This window comes from Sphaerochaeta sp. S2 (genome assembly GCF_016406725.1).
Taxonomy (GTDB): Bacteria; Spirochaetota; Spirochaetia; order Sphaerochaetales; family Sphaerochaetaceae; genus Sphaerochaeta.
The window spans coordinates 1-16142 of record NZ_JAEKNT010000173.1; the positions used below are offsets into that span (position 1 = coordinate 1).

The 16142-nt window shown below is 46.1% G+C and carries 16 protein-coding genes; 8 read left to right on the forward strand and 8 right to left on the reverse strand.

Annotation, left to right across the window (positions count from 1 at the left end; genetic code table 11):
- The 5 genes from JF818_RS04545 to JF818_RS04565 all read right to left on the reverse strand — a co-directional run.
- Window positions 1–436 (reverse strand): efflux RND transporter permease subunit (locus tag JF818_RS04545; RefSeq protein WP_198890787.1); only part of this gene is annotated, 436 nt, incomplete at its 3' end.
- A gap of 9 nt (window positions 437–445) precedes the next feature.
- A complete protein-coding gene (locus JF818_RS04550; protein ID WP_198890788.1) occupies window positions 446–1516 on the reverse strand; it encodes an efflux RND transporter periplasmic adaptor subunit in 1071 nt (356 codons plus the stop codon).
- Window positions 1517–1606: 90 nt separating this feature from the next.
- Entirely contained in the window at window positions 1607–2572 is a 966-nt protein-coding gene (locus JF818_RS04555) for a D-2-hydroxyacid dehydrogenase (protein ID WP_198890789.1), read from the reverse strand.
- A 68-nt stretch (window positions 2573–2640) separates the two neighbouring features.
- Entirely contained in the window at window positions 2641–3534 is an 894-nt protein-coding gene (locus JF818_RS04560; RefSeq protein ID WP_198890790.1) for a GGDEF domain-containing protein, read from the reverse strand.
- A gap of 15 nt (window positions 3535–3549) precedes the next feature.
- Window positions 3550–3804 (reverse strand): hypothetical protein, encoded by a 255-nt coding sequence (locus JF818_RS04565; RefSeq protein ID WP_198890791.1) that lies wholly within the window; start codon window positions 3802–3804, stop codon window positions 3550–3552.
- Between the two features lie 175 nt (window positions 3805–3979).
- On the opposite strand from JF818_RS04565, the gene JF818_RS04570 reads away from it, so the two are divergent.
- Window positions 3980–4492: a hypothetical protein gene (locus JF818_RS04570; RefSeq protein ID WP_198890792.1), complete on the forward strand. Its 513-nt coding sequence runs from the start codon at window positions 3980–3982 to the stop codon at window positions 4490–4492.
- A 9-nt stretch (window positions 4493–4501) separates the two neighbouring features.
- Here JF818_RS04570 and JF818_RS04575 read toward each other — a convergent pair whose 3' ends face one another.
- Complete coding sequence (locus tag JF818_RS04575) at window positions 4502–4957, reverse strand: hypothetical protein (protein WP_198890793.1); 456 nt, start codon at window positions 4955–4957, stop codon at window positions 4502–4504.
- A gap of 95 nt (window positions 4958–5052) precedes the next feature.
- On the opposite strand from JF818_RS04575, the gene JF818_RS04580 reads away from it, so the two are divergent.
- Window positions 5053–6429: a hypothetical protein gene (locus JF818_RS04580; RefSeq protein WP_198890794.1), complete on the forward strand. Its 1377-nt coding sequence runs from the start codon at window positions 5053–5055 to the stop codon at window positions 6427–6429.
- Window positions 6430–6903: 474 nt separating this feature from the next.
- Window positions 6904–8799 carry a phosphoenolpyruvate carboxykinase (GTP) gene (locus JF818_RS04585; protein WP_198890795.1) on the forward strand — a complete coding sequence of 632 codons (1896 nt, stop codon included), beginning with the start codon at window positions 6904–6906 and terminating at the stop codon, window positions 8797–8799.
- 75 nt (window positions 8800–8874) lie between these two features.
- On the opposite strand, the gene JF818_RS04590 is transcribed toward JF818_RS04585, so the two are convergent.
- Window positions 8875–10026 (reverse strand): hypothetical protein, encoded by a 1152-nt coding sequence (locus JF818_RS04590; protein ID WP_198890796.1) that lies wholly within the window; start codon window positions 10024–10026, stop codon window positions 8875–8877.
- 118 nt (window positions 10027–10144) lie between these two features.
- On the opposite strand from JF818_RS04590, the gene JF818_RS04595 reads away from it, so the two are divergent.
- Complete coding sequence (locus JF818_RS04595; RefSeq protein ID WP_198890797.1) at window positions 10145–10651, forward strand: C40 family peptidase; 507 nt, start codon at window positions 10145–10147, stop codon at window positions 10649–10651.
- A gap of 6 nt (window positions 10652–10657) precedes the next feature.
- Here the strand turns inward: JF818_RS04595 and JF818_RS04600 are convergent, their stop codons facing one another.
- Window positions 10658–11458: a tetratricopeptide repeat protein gene (locus tag JF818_RS04600; protein ID WP_198890798.1), complete on the reverse strand. Its 801-nt coding sequence runs from the start codon at window positions 11456–11458 to the stop codon at window positions 10658–10660.
- Between the two features lie 80 nt (window positions 11459–11538).
- Here JF818_RS04600 and JF818_RS04605 point away from each other — a divergent pair, with 80 nt between their 5' ends.
- The 4 genes from JF818_RS04605 to JF818_RS04620 all read left to right on the forward strand — a co-directional run bounded on the left by JF818_RS04605 (window position 11539) and on the right by JF818_RS04620 (window position 15687).
- Window positions 11539–12291: a class I SAM-dependent methyltransferase gene (locus tag JF818_RS04605; RefSeq protein WP_198890799.1), complete on the forward strand. Its 753-nt coding sequence runs from the start codon at window positions 11539–11541 to the stop codon at window positions 12289–12291.
- Between the two features lie 120 nt (window positions 12292–12411).
- Window positions 12412–13074: a hypothetical protein gene (locus JF818_RS04610; protein WP_233066166.1), complete on the forward strand. Its 663-nt coding sequence runs from the start codon at window positions 12412–12414 to the stop codon at window positions 13072–13074.
- A gap of 661 nt (window positions 13075–13735) precedes the next feature.
- On the forward strand, window positions 13736–14413 hold the full coding sequence (locus tag JF818_RS04615) for a hypothetical protein (protein ID WP_198890801.1): 678 nt from the start codon (window positions 13736–13738) through the stop codon (window positions 14411–14413).
- On the forward strand, window positions 14350–15687 hold the full coding sequence (locus JF818_RS04620; protein WP_198890802.1) for an Ig-like domain-containing protein: 1338 nt from the start codon (window positions 14350–14352) through the stop codon (window positions 15685–15687). Before JF818_RS04615 ends, JF818_RS04620 begins: the two co-directional genes overlap by 64 nt.
- The last annotated feature ends 455 nt before the right edge of the window (window positions 15688–16142 follow it).

Sequence of the window (16142 nt, forward strand, 5' to 3'; positions counted from 1 at the left end):
CATCAACACTGAACATCATAACCGGAAGCATGGTGGCACTACCTACGATTGCTACCGGCTCGCCCTCGAGATTATCGGGAAGATCTGCTTCCATCTGCCTGATGCGGTTACGGATTTCCCCAAGCATATCGTACGGATCCACCCCATCTCGGAAGGTGATGGTTACCCAAGAGAAGGAGCCACTGCTTGTTGATTCGATACTCTTGAAATCAGGGAGGGTGACAAAGTGTTCTTCAAGCACCTTGCTTACATCCCTCTCTACGTCTTCAGCACTAGCTCCAGGATAGACTGCGAGGACTTCCACGGTAGGAAGACTGATATCAGCCATGAATTCAACATTCAGACCAGTCAGGGCAAAGAGCCCAAAGGCGATCAAGGCAATGAGGAGCATCCCTATAACCGCTGGGTGTCGAACTGCAAAGTGGGAAATCTTCATCAGCTACCCCTACCTGGACTGCTGGACTGAGACTGTCTGTCCATCCAGTACCGTATGCTGTCCTCCCACAATGAAGGATGCATCCTTATAGGCTGGATCAATGGCTACATGGGAGTCATTCTCAGCAATGATGGCAAGTTTCTCATAGCGAGCTGTGTTGGTCTCTTCATCATATACGTAGAAGGCACCGTCGACCGTGCGGTTCTCTTGCCCCAGGAGATATACCCCTTCAATCTGGTTGTAAATGATTCGTATCGTTACAATCATCCCAGGTACAAATGAGCCATCTTGCTCATATAAGGTACTGACCAGTGAGAAGGTATTTGAAGAGGGGTTGATGGAGGGTGAGATTGCCTTGAGCCTTGCCTGTGCTGTATGCTCTTTGCCCGATGCATCCGTTCTGCTCACCTGGATCTGCAGTTGTTCCTTCTTTGCTTGGATGATGTCAAAATAGTAGGAGGGAATCTGTACCTTTACACTCAAGGAATCAAGATCAGCTATCAGGGCTATCGGTTGCTGTGAGGAAGCAACATTCCCCTCTGATGCATACTTTTCAATGACTGTCCCGGATATCGGGGCCTTGATGGCGGTATTCTTCATCTGTAATTCTGATAGTTCCCACTGAGCCAGGGTCGCATCCCTGTTTGCCTTTGCTTCCTCATAGGCCTGCTCTGTGACTGCCTTTGCCTGAAAGAGTCTCTCAACACGTGTAAAGGTTGTTTGGGCTACTGCTTTTGCTGATGCTGCTTGGGCACGCTGTTGCTCATAGGGTTCACTGTCTATCTGTGCCAGTACTTGCTCTTTCTTAACATGGTCTCCCAGTTCAAAAGAGACCGTTTCCAGTTCTCCACTTACCAAGGGTAGGAGCGCAACCATATGGTCGCTTTGGACGTGCGCAGTAAGGGAGATGCTCTCTTGCAGTGTCCCATACTCCGCTTTTGCAGTGGTGACAGGAATCGGAGTAGGGGTTTTCTCTGCAAGGCTTTTGCTCGAGAACTGCATGATGCCGTAGGCGATCATGGCCGTACCGAGCAGGAGAATGAAATAGCGAAGAAAGACGAAGAACGATCGTTTTCCCAAGGTTTTTGCTCCTCTATGAATCTGAGCAAAACCTACCACAGCCATGAGCTGTAATCAATAGACATGCAATAGCCTCTGTATTAGGGCACCTCAGTACTTCCGTGAGAAATCCACCAGATTCTTCATCTTCCGGTCCCCTAGGTAGTGTTCCAGGTTCTCAAGGAATAGAGCAAAGACCTGGTGCGGGTCACTTTCTGAGAGCCCGCTTGCATGCGGGGTGATCAAGACATTGGGGATTGTCCACAGCGGACTCTCTTCCTCCAGTGGTTCTCTCTGGGTGACATCCAAGCCGGCCGCAGCGATATGGCCATCCTTCAAGAGTTCAACCAAGGCTTCCTCATCGACGAGCGAGCCACGGGCGACATTGATCAGGATGGAGCCTTGTTTCATGCTTTGGAGTCTCTCTCGATCCAGCAGATTCTCTGTATCGGGAGTTGCTGCAGCACAAACCGCTACATAGTCAGCCTGGGGGAGTACCTCATCCAGAGAGTCAGAGGTATAGATGGCATCGACATGTGAAGGAATCTCCATAGGAGTTCTCTTCACCACAATGACACGCATTTCATGGGCTTTTGCCCGCAATGCCAAATTTGTCCCAATATCTCCATAGCCAATGATAAGCAGTGTGCTGTCCCACAGGTCCTTTGTAGGCCAGTGGCTCTCCCAGTTCTTTTGCTTCATCTGCTCGTGATAGGTCAGTAGATTATGATTGAATGCAATAATCATACCCAGCACATGGTCGGCAATCTGCCTTCCGTAGGTTCCTTTCGCATTGGTGAGGATGATATCCTCATGGACGTACAGCGAAGTATCAACAAAGGGGGTGACCCCACTGCTCTGGGCTTGGAACCAGCGGAGGTTCTTGGCTTCCCTCAGGTCACGAGTTCTTGGAGTTCCCACCAGAATCTCTGCCTTGGCGAGTTGTTCTATGGTATAGTCTTTTCCTTCAACAACGGTCAGGGAGATCTGGGGGTAACGCTCCTTGAGCAGGGTGATCTCTGCTTCATTAGGGCAGAAATGGGTGCTGGTGAGAAAGAGTATTTCAATGGTTCTCATAACGTATCCTTGCAAACGGTATCAGTTACGATACAGTACCGGTCATAAGGATGGATTGCAAGCATCTTCTAGAAAAGAGAGGATGCGCTGTTGCGTTTTTCCTTGCATAGATTGACATCAGCCTCACTGATCATATCCTCAATACTGGTGCCTTTGTTCCAGACCTTGATTCCAATACTTACCGTAAAGCGTTGCTTACCAAGCTCTGGGATGATGATATTTCTCACCTCTTCCTGGATCATTCTCTTCACTCTCAGAGCCTGCATGCTCTCTGCTTGTGGTATGAGTACTGCAAACTCATCACCACCATAGCGGAAACAGAACTGCTCCTGATCCGATGCATAGAGAATGGCCTTGGCAACGGCAACCAATACCTTATCCCCAACAGGATGCCCATACTCATCATTGATATTCTTGAAGAGATCAATATCCATTAGGAGTACTGCATAGGGCCGTTTGAACCGGGTTGCTTGGGACTGGAACTGTCTCATCGCCTTGTTGAAGGCTCTCTTGTTGCCGAGTTTGGTCAGTTCATCAGTGTGCCCTTTCTCATGGGCAATAAGGATGATCGTCTCCAACGCAATACTTGTCAGTAAGGTGATCAATACAAAACTAATGATTAATATCTGAGCAATACGCTTGATGCGACCTTGAATGAAATCAGCAGAGTAATCGACGCCTACCAGACCCACCATTGTACCGTCACGAGCATCAATGATCGGGCTGTATCCGGTGAGAAAAGAGCCCCATGCAGGATCAGTTTCTACGTCGCTGGCCATGCTTTTTTGTTGGTGGTAGGCCAGAAGTTCAGTAGGATTCATGCCATCAGTACTGCCGAAGGGTGAGAAAAGTTCACTCTCTGGATCTTCTCCATCCAACACATAGCCACTGGTCTGGTCATCAATATAGCGTCCGGTGAAGATGAAATCAGCATCAGCCTTGCTTTTTATCGACCTCATCATACCGTTTAATTTCTGTTAGTAAGACCATAGCTCATCATCCTTGTTCAGGTTCTCGGTCTCAGAGAGCTTTTGGTACATGTCGATTTCCATCTCCAGGACAGAGGAGATGGTGTGTGCAATATCCACCGCTTTTGATTGTACTTCTTCAGTCAATATGGCTTTCGTGCGGCGTAAGAGATAGAAGGCAGGAAAAGACAATGAGACAGCAATGGTAAGCAAAAGGATGAGAAAGAGTGTATGTTTCCATGTCAGAATACGACCGGTTCTCATGCTTTTAATTACCTCATTAACATAGTAGAGAAAGATATAGGCATCCTTCCTACTTATATCGTATTGAATAGGTGATGTCACCCGTTGAACGAATGAAAACAATGAAAAAATTCGAAAGTTTTTCCTCTTGCCAGTGAGTGGGAACAGGCATACCATGACTCACGAGGAATAAAGTATGGAGATGACAAGAGAGGACGCAAGAGAATTGTTGTCCCGCCCGACCTATCGGCGGTTTCTAGGGGCGTATAGCTCAGCATTTGATCTGAATAGCACTTCACAAGAGCAGCTTCTGCAAGATTTTGTATCACTGGTAGCAGAGACGGAATATGAGCTGTTCCATGACTGGGAATCAACCTCATTACTTGCCCACGATATCCTGCAACCCATTTGCGTCGACTTTCTCCGAGAGAGAACCAGGGGTGCAAGAATTCTGGGGGAGAAAGTCTCCTCTCTCCTTTACCGGTCCCGTTTGCTGCAGAATGCCCTCAGTGAGTGGGCCAACGAGCAGTCTTTTTCCTTGGATGATGAAGCGCTAGCCATGTTTGCATGGTACTGCCACAGCAGATACCACGATTGGTTCATGGGTTTTGCACCGTATGAGCTCCATATGGATGGGTATGACTGGAGGGCAGAGATTGCCGTAAAGTGGGCTCACTTCCTTGAGTACTGCAACCGTGGTGGGCATTAGGAAACCCTATTAGCGAGAACGCTTGGTAATTGTAAGGGTGAGTGTCTCTTGTTCGAATACGCTGAGTTGTGATTCTTGTCCCACAACACATACTTCAGAGATTCCAATAGGAAGTGCTGAAGTATCGAGCTCTAAGGTATGTTCATCCAGGGTTACCCCTGATGTGGCCTCTGTTAGCTCTTCCCCATCCAAGAACCAACGGTAGGTGAGGGGAAGTTTCTCATCAGAAGAATTGACTACGGCAGAGAAACTCAACAAGGTTCCTTGTTCTACTTGCACGATAGAGCCGTCCACAACGGTTTCGGGAGTTACTTGTATCTGCAAAGTTACTGAGAGACCTTCAGAGATACCAAGACGTGCATCCCCATGCTCCCCAAGTTGCATGAGAAGATCACTGCAAGAGGAAAGGAAGAGCAGTGCCAAGCTTATAAGAATGCCCACAACCAAGCGTCTACTGTTTTTCATGCTTTCCATTATCTGGCAACGGCACCTTATCCCTCAGCTTGGCTATTGAAGGTACTTATGATCAATTGAACAACCCCCTTGTTACCGTCAAAGTTATGGACGAGAGTGGAGCTGCCGTATCCATGACAACACACGCTGTTCCCTTCAATGGGCTTGATGAACTAAATATTTCATTGCCAGCCGGTTGGTATCAGGCGCATATGCAGCTGAAGGATGGGATGAGTATCCAAGATGTGCAAGCGTTCTATCCCCATATTGTTGAAGGAAAGGTGACCACTCAGTCAGTGCTCTTTGAGGTCGGTTCTTACAATGTTGGGGATATCGGCCCCGCTGGTGGTCTGGTCTTTCATGCGTTCAGTGACTCAGAAGAGCTGGACGCTGTGGGCACAAACAATGCAACCATTCATGGACCGATCAGGTCCACCATTGACGGCTACTCCGGTATGAAGTTCTTTGACTCAGGGTCATATCTGGAATTATCTCAGGATCTTGCCATCATTCCCAATGTATTTGAGGCAAAGGTCTATGTGTATAGCGATCATCTTGCTACTGACAGGGTAGGGATTATTGCAGGGAACTTTGATGGGACTACTGGAGCTAATAATACCCATACCATGGGATGGGAAGTGTATACCAATGGGAATCCCCGGATCTGGTGGGATGGGGGTACCCGTGACATTGTCTACAACTATGACGTTCGTAAGGATCAGTGGATTCATTTGAAATGGGTCCGTGATGAGAGTGCTGGTAAAATCCGTCTCTTTGTTGATGACGGGGATGCCGACGGAAAGGGAGACGATGTATTTGAGGTAACTTCCTGGGTGCGAAATTCATCTAGTGTTGGTACTCCAGGAGCTGGGAATGATGTATATCTTAATGCCACTGGGAGAAAGCTTCGAATCGGGAGCGACTATCCCAATACCCGTCAAGCCTTCAAGGGCTATATAGCTGATGTGAAGATTCATGATGATCAAGAGAATCTTGTGTTGCAATATCCGATGAAACGGTATCTGGAAGCAGCTCCTGATGACTTGCGTATGCTCAGCGACGGAACCGTTACCTCTGATAGCTCTCTTCCTGACTATGAGACATCAACCAGCCAATTCCCCTTTGGCAGCTATGGAGCTGCAGAGACCTATCAGAACTTAGGCGCTGGTAAGCTCTCCACAGAGAACTTGGTTGCTATTGGTGGAGCCACTGATGAGTATGCTCCTCGTCTTGCATCTGTCCTTGTACACAATGGGTATGATGACTGGTTCCTTCCCAGTTTGAAAGAGATAGAGCAGATGGTGAAGGTTTTACACAACCAATACAATCCTCTCTCTACTTTCCAGGAAGATTCCTTATATTGGACCTCTACACAATTCAATGCTACCGCAGCGTACATTCAAAAATTCTCTCCCACATTCGTTTATTCTACATTTGTGAGCAGTACTACCCCGTGGTGTGTCCGGCCAGCCCGTTTCTTGTAGAAGCCGGAAGATTTTGGAAGCGGAGTTTAAATGATTTGAAAGTAGGTCGACATGTCGACTAACTTTCAGATGTACTCCATTTTCTCATTATTCCGATTGCTCCTATGCTCATTATTGCTAAGGTGAAAGCGCTCCATTTCTGCTATGGATGGAGAGTTCGTTTTGCAGAATTCTTGCCCTCCTTTGATACTCTTTTTGTGTGTTTATGAGACAAATTTATGTATGGATGATCCCAGAAAAGTTTGCTTAAAGCTATATGTGAGGTAAAAACCGACAGAAGTACAAAACTGATGGATTACCAGTATTTATATTTCAATGTTGATGATTTAATCAAATATATACATAGTAATATGCTTTTTATCACAATAAAACAACTCATTTTTTTTATGGAAACGTCGTTTTTAGGCCCGTGTGGTTGAATAATCGGGCCATACATGCAATGATTAGGTATAACCTTATCCATAGGGAGAAAATATGAGTAAATTTGAAACATTGCTAAAAGAAAAGATGAGTGAAGAGAGTTTCCAGAAGCTTGCAGCCTTGAAAAATGAAAAGGTGATGGACTTCGTTGGAACCTTCGCTGAGCACTGTGATCCCAAATCCATCTATGTATGTGATGACAGTGAAAAAGACACCCAGTATGTAAGAGAACAGGCCTTGGCTAAAGGCGAGGAGCACACTCTTGCAAACTCCAAGCAGACCATCCACTGGGACGGTTATGGCGACCAGGCTCGCGACAAGAAGAACACCCGTTTCATGGTCTACAAAGAGAACATGGATAAGATGGCTTCCCTCAACTCCGTCGAGTATGAAGAAGGCCTCAGTGAGATCATGGGCATTGCCAAGGGCATCATGAAGGGCAAGGACGCAGTTGTGTTGTTCTACTCTGAAGGTCCTACCCAGAGCCCGTTCACCATTCCTTGTGTGCAGTTCACCGATAGCTGGTACGTTGCTCACTCCGAGAACATCCTGTACCGCACTGCATACAGCCACTTCCTCAACATGAAGGACGATGAGAAGGATGATTTCTTCCGTTTCATCCACTCAGCTGGTGAGCTTGATGAGAATGGTTGTACTGTGAACCTCAAGAATCGCAGAATCTACATGGATACCCAGAACAACATCGTATACTCCATGAACGACCAGTATGCTGGTAACTCCGTTGGTTTGAAGAAGCACTCCATGCGTCTTGCTATCAATAAGAGCGGCCAGGAAGGTTGGCTCTGTGAGCACATGTTTGTCATGGCTGCAGTTGACAAGAAGAAAGATCGCAAGACTTACTTCTGTGGTGCATACCCATCCGCTTGTGGTAAGACCTCCACTGCCATGATCCCCGGCGAGCAGATCGTTGGTGATGACATTGCATATTTCAGAAACATCAACGGCGAGTTCCGCGCGGTTAACGTCGAGTTTGGTATGTTCGGTATCATCAAAGACGTCAATGAGCAGGATGACCCCGTTATTTTCAAGAATCTGATGATCGACCAGGAAGTTATCTTCTCCAACGTTCTTCGTGGTAAGGACAACAAGCCTTACTGGCTTGGTATGGGTGTTGATGCTCCCGAGGAAGGCCGCAACCACTTTGGTGAATGGAAGAAGGGCGTGAAGGATGCAAATGGCAACGAAGTTGGCGTTGCTCATGGTAACGCACGTTACACCATGCGTCTGGACTACCTGGACAACATCGACAAGGCTGGTTTTGAAGCCAAGGACGGTGTCAAGGTTGAAGGTGTTCTCTACGGTGGACGAGACAGTGACATCACCGTTCCTGTTGAAGAGTCCCCGAACTGGAAGGATGGTATCTTGCTGAAGGCAGCTACCCTCGAGAGTGAGACCACCAGTGCAACCCTCGGTCAGGAAGGTGTTCGTACCCCCAGCCCGATGGCAAACATGGACTTTGTCTCCTATCCTCTCGGCACCTACACCATGAACAATATCAAGTTCGGTGAGAGTGTGAAGGATGTTCCCAAGGTATTCAGCAACAACTACTTTATGCGTGGTGAGGACGGCAAGTTCATGACCAGCAAGCTCGCCAAGAAGGTTTGGCTGCACTGGGCAGAAGGCCGTATCCATGGTGAATATGAAGCATTGGATACTCCTACCGGTAAGATCCCCCTATACGAGGACTTGAAGGCACTCTTCAAGGAACACCTCGATGAGGATTTCTCCAAGGAGAAGTATGACTACCTCTTTACTTTCCGCTGCACCAAGTGGGTTGATAAGCTCGAGAGGACCAAGGCTTACTACAAGAAGATGGATCCGAACACTCCTCAGGAGATCTTCGATTACTGGGATGCAGCAATCGCAAAGATCAACAAGGCCAAGGAGCAGTATGGTGATCTGATTCTTCCCGGCGCTTTCAAGGGTTAATCACTCTGTAGTTCGGGTTGAAAATACCTAAATCATATATGGCACGTATGGAATTCCATGCGTGCCATATTTCTGCTATTCAGTCATGATCGATTCAATGATGGCCGATGCCAACGCTTCTCCTCTATCGAACCACTCGACTTCTACCTGCAACATTACATTCTCCTTGGTGATCTTTACAATCATGGCACCATGGATAGCTTCCTCCCCATAGGGATAGTCATAGGTGTAAGTGATTACATAGAAGCGGTTCTCGTAGTCGATCTCATTCCTATGGACTTCGCGGTTCTTGAGACTGGTATTGTTCTGAAGCTGTTGTTCTATGTCCCTCTTTGATTGGAGCAAATAGTTCTGTCTTGAGATAGTTGAAGCGAGAAGAGCCTTACGCCCTTCTATGGATGATACCTTGCAGTAATACCCTTTCGATTGTAGCGTCTCCGTGGAAGTCTTGATGGTATGAACCTTCTTGCCTCCCTGACCTGGAAGATACACTGAGCTGCTTCTCCAGTCAGGCTCATCTTCCCAGAGGAAGGTTTCAGAGGAGCCGAAGAGAGGGTAGGAGTACAATGCGGTAGTTTCCTCTTCTCTTGCTGGATTGTTTTGTATCTCCTTGGGTTTCAGAGAATCCATAAAGGAGATACCTGAAGCGAGGAATTGCTCTAAGACTGGTTTCCACTTAGTCTGTTCATCATATGTGTATCTTGTGGTTATGGAGATAAGGGTATCTCCGGCATGGATGATGTACACCTCTGCATGAATTCCTGTGAGTGTTTCATAGCCATACTTCCATGCGAACATTCCATCGATCTCCGTTGTTGAGAGGTCATACCATGTCCTCACTACCTCAGACCTCCTGATTGCATTCTCAAACACCTTTGAGGCTTCCAAAAGCTCTTCCTCACTGAAGGCAAGAGTCTGGGAGCGGAATGTTGCATTATCACGCTCTTGGCTTAGTCGTTCAGCTTTCAGGGTGATGGTGTTATTCGCAGAATTGGCCGATTTTAATCGCTTTGTGTTCAAACCCTTGGGTTGCAGCGTATAGGTATAGGTCCCTCCTGGTTGTGCCTGGAGAGAGAAGGCTGTTTTCAAGTCTGCTACCTGTACCTCCATGGAATCGGGGACGGTGAAGGTGAAATGACGGGTAGTGACAGCCTGTCCTGCAAAGAGTGCAGAAGTGGCAACGAGGAGTAGCATGATGAGCAGTGGGAGGTGTTTGTGATTTTTCATACGCTTGAATCCTGTTCTCCTTATTTCTTAGGTGAACCTTTCTCTGCAAGCAGTACTGAGATGCTTCTCGGTTATTCCCAGTATAGCACAAGGTTAACGGCATTGGGTGTGATAGAATATGGCTATGAAGATGCTTGCCTTTTCTCTGATGATAGCCAGTCTGCTATTCAGTTCATGTGATGTTGAGCATATGGTACCAGTGAGCGAGGAAATGAGAGAAAGGGCGTATGAGATATCCTTCCAATATATTGGGATGCCGTACGTGTGGGGAGGGGCAAGCCACTACAGCGATACTGGCGGTGGCGTGGACTGTTCTGGGTTGGTAATTGAGATATATGACGAGGTAGCAGAGTACTTCTCAGTGCGGCTACCATTTAGCGATGCCACTGCCAGTGCGATGGCGAATCAGTACACCCTTTCCTTGCTTGAGCCCGAGAAGGGCGATCTTATTTTTATGGGCGAGGATGGGGTAGTGAGCCATGTTGCGCTTTGCCATGCAGTGGATGAGGATGAAATCATCTTCATCGATGCCTATTCAGTAACAGGTGAGGTAGGGATACGCTCATACTCCCTTGATGATCCAAGGATTATTTCATTTGGGAGAATGTTGGTCATTAGTGATTAGTGATGATCAATCCTCAGTCCATGGTTCCTTGTTGTGAATCTCATCAATGATGAAACGCACTCCTTGGTTATCAGGGGGATTGCGACGCAATATCTTGCATGCAAGTTCTTCTGCTTCTGCAAACCGACCCAATCTCCAGAGCAATATACAGTAGCCTTGTAATGCTCTTAGGTAGGGGCGGTTCTCCAGACATGACCAGAGCGTTATACCGTCAAAATCGGGGGGTAGCTTCTTCTCTGCAATAGCAATGGCAGCACGATAACAGTTCTCTGCATTTCTATAGAAAAACTTGCTGGAAACATAGGGATTTGCGATGTGTGCCAAGGCATCGATACATTGGGGGAACTCCTCCCAGAGTTTGGTTAGGATGTCATACCGTCTCGATGGATCTATGCTGTCTGCAGCTTCAAAGACAGGGTCGCTGTCACGACCATAAAAACCGTATCCTGTGTAATCATGAAACTCGATGGAAGGTCTCTTTCCGCCTTTCAGACATGCACCTAGAAGGCCCTTCAGTTCGCTCCTCTCATAGTACTCAGTGGTGGAGTGGCTCTCGCCCTCATCATAGTCATGACCTTCAATCTCGAGGGAATCGAGGGAGAATGCATTGCTCTGCACTTCTCCACTGATGTAGGTAGTCTGGTTAAACTGCCACCGTTTTGATTCAAGGAATACCACTGTGTCAAGTATTGCTACCTTATAAGCTCTTGTCTTGACGGAAACAATTTCCTTGGTATCAAGGTCTCTTGCCCGAAATCCTGATGAAAGGATTTTAAGTACGAGTAAATTACGGGTGGTTGTGTCCATACATTTTTCCTTCTCTTGGTGATTGCCATAAAAGGTTGGTTTTCAATGACAACCAACTTTTAAAATGGTAGACTTTTTCCATGCATAACACAACCACAGATACACCAATATATAGAAATTGGGTTTCCCTCAAACTGGTCATTGTCCCTGGGATTTTGGCATTGGGGACTGCCGTCCTTACTGCCTTCTATTCCTGGATCATGATATTTCCGGTAATTTTTCTCTTGATGATGCTCTATTTTTTCTATGCAAGGCATCTATTCTCCCCACAGGGAAAAGATATGCAGGCAGAACTACATTCCATGCTTATTGAAGAGATAGCGTGGAATGGCAAGGGCAAGGCCCTTGATATCGGCTGCGGTAATGGAGCCCTGGCTATCCGTTTAGCAAAGAAGTATCCCGAGGCACACATAACAGGAATTGAGTTTAGAAGGTTCTCTGAGGCCATCTGCAGGCAGAATGCTGAGATCGAAGGGGTGTCTGTAAGAGTCTCTTTCAAGGAAGGAAGTATTGTAGAGCTGCCCTTTGAAGACGATGAATTCGATCTGGTGGTGAGCAACCTTACATTCCATGAAGTGATGGAACTGAGGGATAGGAGAGAACTCATGGAGGAAGCCTTCCGTGTTCTTAGGCATGGGGGAGTATTTGTATTCCAAGACCTGTTCCTGACCAAGAAGATGTTCGGCAATCTTGATCCCATGCTGAAAAAGCTCTCCAGTTGGGGTGCACGATCAGTGGAGTTCATCAATCTCGGTGAGTCAGAGCGAATCCCGAGTATTCTCAGGACTCCTTTCATGGTAGGGACGATTGGGATCATCAAGGGGAAAGTGTAAGCAAAGAACCTCATATTATTATCATACTAGCGGCATATGTGTAGAATTTTGTTGACAACCACCCCTGTCATAGGTCACTTTTAATACATTCGTATTAATACATTAGTAAGGATGTGTGTAATGAAAAAAACATTAATGTTGGTTGTTTCTCTGGTTCTGCTTCTAGGTATGTTCACCGGTTGTGATATGGCTATGGATACCTCTGCTCTCTCGAGTCGTGGGGTAAAAATGGATAGTCCCCTTGATTCTGAACGTGCACTGAAGAATACCAAGCCGGTCTCTTTTACTGCCTCTGTCCAACTCTTCCAGGATTTCACTTCAGTAGTGACACTGGATATGGGTAACAGTAATCACCACAAGACCATTGAAGAGACACTCTACAGCTATATGGATCTCGGCCCGTATGGCCAGTATGGTGGCATGGTTTCTTCTGATTGGGACCTCTTGGACGGAAAGTTGGTTGTCATGAGTAATGTGACCAACTACAACCTTGATGAGGCTACCACTGAGATTGGGGGATCGAATCACAGTGTGATCAACATTGTTGATCCTGCAACCGGTGAAGTAGTCGCTACCCTCGATGCCAACGGAACGGTAAACGGTTCTCTCTTTGGTGCTGAGATTGCCATGAACTGGGTCATGAAAGAGAACAGTGCAGGAGTGAATGCAAGAGGAAAGGTTGATGGTATTTTCACCTGGTACGTGATCGATCCCAATACAGGGGCTCCCAATCCAAACTATATTCCCAATGGTAATTTTGTACTTTCAGGAACCTATAAGTAGATACGGTTTTTGTAACCGATTAGTTTAAAACTCTTCACACCTGCATCTGATTTCTTCAGCTGCAGGTATTTTGCATGGTCTGATGTTTTCATATCTCCATAAGAGTTTTCTAAAGAAGTCCAATTATCGGATAGTACCGGATAAAAGTTATTATATCGGATAATAACCGATACTATCCGATACAGAGGCTTACGATTCACTATGACGCTATCGAGGCGAAGATTCTGGAGTTCCAGGAACGATCATTACGCCTGCATCCATCGTTTGCTTTGCTGAGATTCTGTATTGCATAAAAATTACTGGGTCTCTAGATTAACAAATATTAAAATGTGTATAGATACTTAATTATAACTTAAGATATACGTGCTGAAGCATTGTTTGCTGTTTTTTTAACTGTGTGCATCATGGAGTTCATCGTTGCTGACCGTATCTTGGTACGGAGTAAATTTTCAGTTGATGAGGCATTCAATGAAGTGGACTACAAGTGTAGCAAAGCTAGAGCCTAGAAGTCCTAAAAAACTATATTGTAATATATTAGATATCGATATACCGCCATAAAATATAAGAAATCTTCTACATTTTCTGATTTGTCTGGATTCCTTGCATATCGCTAAGGATGGGTTTTTGCGTCTTTATACAAGTAAAATTTATAGGAGTTTGTATGAATACTATTGGTAAATGGATAGGAATTCTTGGACTGTTATTGATACTCATAGTTGCAAGTTGTGACATAGGTATGACAGGTTTAGATACACAGGATGTCGGTACCCTATCATTGCAGGTAAAACAAGGTGGGGATTTCGTAGAGAAGACTTTGGTTCCCAGTATCTCCATGGATATTGTGGAGTGGGAGATTACCGGCTCTGGTCCTGATCAGAGGACGTATGGGCCTCAGACCTTTGCATTCAATGCCTCTATTACCATCCCTGACCTCTATAAGGGTTCCTGGGATATTACGGTAGAGGGATTGAATGCATCAGGAGATGTAATCGGACGTGGGTCGAAGAGCTTGGTGATCACCGCAGCTCAGACAACCAATGAAACAATCACTGTAGTACCTCTAAGCGGTAATGGAACACTGAGCTTGAGTGTTTCTTGGCCTACAAGTCTCTTTGACAATGACGTGTTTGAGGTAACACTGACCGATAAGGATGGAGTAGAACACGAATTGTCTCCAACCTTGGATTATACAAACGGGACGGGGTCCTATAGTGGAACATGGGCAGCCGGCTACTATGATCTGATTGTACAGTTGCTTGATGGGACCACTTCAGTATGGGGTACCTACGAATCTGTTCGTATTGTAAAGGAGAGGCTACAGAGGGAACCCTCATCTTGACTGAGGAGATGTTGAATATCAGCAATAGTGGGGCATTGAACCTTGATATTGTCGAAGACATGCAGAACCCCTTTCTCGTAAGTCTCTCTGGGGTCTCGGGTGAATTGACTGCCGGTACATCCATGCAAGTAAGTAGTACGGTAGAGCCTGCCAGTGAGACATACAGTTACGTATGGTTTCTCAATGGTGTCATGATACCGGGTGAAACCCTCTCAACAATAACCTTTGGCGATACGCTAGCAATCGGCCACTATAATTTGGCATTGCGAGTAAGTGATGGAACGGTCATATCTTCTACAGTACATTATTTCAGTGTAGTGCCTCCCGTGAATGTAGTGATTGATCCTGATTACAACTTCACTCCGGATGAAACTGATAGCACACCGTTTACTGTGGTTTCTACTGTTCCTTCCAATGGGGCTCAGGATGTACCGGTTGGTACTTCTATCACTGTGTACTTTGATGATTTGATCAACCCAATAAGTTTGAATGATGTCTCCATGTCTGTAACTGTTGCTGACCAGGTTGTGTCCGGTACCTTTGCGCTGGAACGTTCGGCCAACGATCTCTATGCGGTACTCCACTTCACCCCGTCACAACCGTTTGCGGATAATGTGGATGTCATGGTTACACTGACCAGTGTGAATGGTTTGCTGGACAAGGGTGGTAATACCCTGGCGAATGAGCTTATCTTCACATTCCATACCGCTGCAGCCTATGTGGGTGATGCTACAAATTTGGGCTTTGAAAGCGGGCTGAATGGGTGGAATATCACTGGTAATGGAGAAATAGTGTCTCTTCCCTTTGCTTCTGTGTTGTCTTTGGAGGGAGTGAAGGCAGCCATGATCACAACTGATTGTTCGCTTGCCTATGGTCTAGATGGGACTCCATTGAATGATGCAACCTCTCTACTGAGTAGTGGAAGTCTTGAGGTTCCGAGCGTGGCAACGCTGTGTTCCTTCGATTACTACTTCCTCTCCGCTGAGTTCACAGAGTGGATCGGGTCCGAATTTGATGATACGTTGACGATGACCTTCTCTGGGCCAAACGGTACCATCATAGAGACGATTGAGACGGTCAATTCGTATCAAGCAAGTGAATGTACAGTATTGACGAGTGATCTCGATAGCGACCTCTTCCATACTGGAGCAAAGACGAAACAAGTAGATATTTCTGGCCTGGGAAGTCCGATCACCATTAGTTTTGCTATTTCGGATGTCGGTGATCAGGTGTTAATTTCTGCTTTCTTGGTGGACAATTTCCGATTTGAGTAGTTTTTTACAAAGAGGATAGGACGAAGCACAAGAATATCTGTCAATCTACTGATGGTTCTATCTGTACTTGGGAGAGGAGGGGATTCCCTCCTCTCCTTCTTGGTAGAAAGACGTTTATGCTATTACTCAAATGAAACAGTCAGCTCTTTTTTCTTCAACATACAATCTGTGAGATAGAGATTGATGATATTCTGATAAGGAATACCCTTCTTCTCTGCCATGTCCTTGAAATAGGCAACTGTTGCAGAGTCTAGTCGAATGGGTACTTGTTGGGTAGTTTTGGGATATAGGGATTCTTACCAGCATTTGAGAAATCATATTCGTTGATAATTGTAACATCCATTATATAAGTCATAATCATGTAAGCCTATAAATTCTAGGATGCACGTTGATTCCTGACGTTTTTGACCTGTCAAAGTCAATAAGTTCCTTCTCTTAGGGGAATGAAAAAAGAG

Excerpts from the sequence above, each read along its gene's own strand:
- JF818_RS04600 (WP_198890798.1), bottom strand. The coding sequence starts at position 11,458 with ATGGACACAACCACCCGTAATTTACTCGTACTTAAAATCCTTTCATCA.
- JF818_RS04575 (WP_198890793.1), bottom strand. The coding sequence starts at position 4,957 with ATGAAAAACAGTAGACGCTTGGTTGTGGGCATTCTTATAAGCTTGGCA.
- JF818_RS04580 (WP_198890794.1), top strand. The coding sequence starts at position 5,053 with ATGGACGAGAGTGGAGCTGCCGTATCCATGACAACACACGCTGTTCCC.
- JF818_RS04620 (WP_198890802.1), top strand. The coding sequence starts at position 14,350 with ATGGGGTACCTACGAATCTGTTCGTATTGTAAAGGAGAGGCTACAGAG.
- JF818_RS04615 (WP_198890801.1), top strand. The coding sequence starts at position 13,736 with ATGAATACTATTGGTAAATGGATAGGAATTCTTGGACTGTTATTGATA.
- JF818_RS04585 (WP_198890795.1), top strand. The coding sequence starts at position 6,904 with ATGAGTAAATTTGAAACATTGCTAAAAGAAAAGATGAGTGAAGAGAGT.
- JF818_RS04590 (WP_198890796.1), bottom strand. The coding sequence starts at position 10,026 with ATGAAAAATCACAAACACCTCCCACTGCTCATCATGCTACTCCTCGTT.
- JF818_RS04555 (WP_198890789.1), bottom strand. The coding sequence starts at position 2,572 with ATGAGAACCATTGAAATACTCTTTCTCACCAGCACCCATTTCTGCCCT.
- JF818_RS04595 (WP_198890797.1), top strand. The coding sequence starts at position 10,145 with ATGGCTATGAAGATGCTTGCCTTTTCTCTGATGATAGCCAGTCTGCTA.
- JF818_RS04610 (WP_233066166.1), top strand. The coding sequence starts at position 12,412 with ATGAAAAAAACATTAATGTTGGTTGTTTCTCTGGTTCTGCTTCTAGGT.
- JF818_RS04565 (WP_198890791.1), bottom strand. The coding sequence starts at position 3,804 with ATGAGAACCGGTCGTATTCTGACATGGAAACATACACTCTTTCTCATC.
- JF818_RS04605 (WP_198890799.1), top strand. The coding sequence starts at position 11,539 with ATGCATAACACAACCACAGATACACCAATATATAGAAATTGGGTTTCC.
- JF818_RS04570 (WP_198890792.1), top strand. The coding sequence starts at position 3,980 with ATGGAGATGACAAGAGAGGACGCAAGAGAATTGTTGTCCCGCCCGACC.
- JF818_RS04560 (WP_198890790.1), bottom strand. The coding sequence starts at position 3,534 with ATGATGAGGTCGATAAAAAGCAAGGCTGATGCTGATTTCATCTTCACC.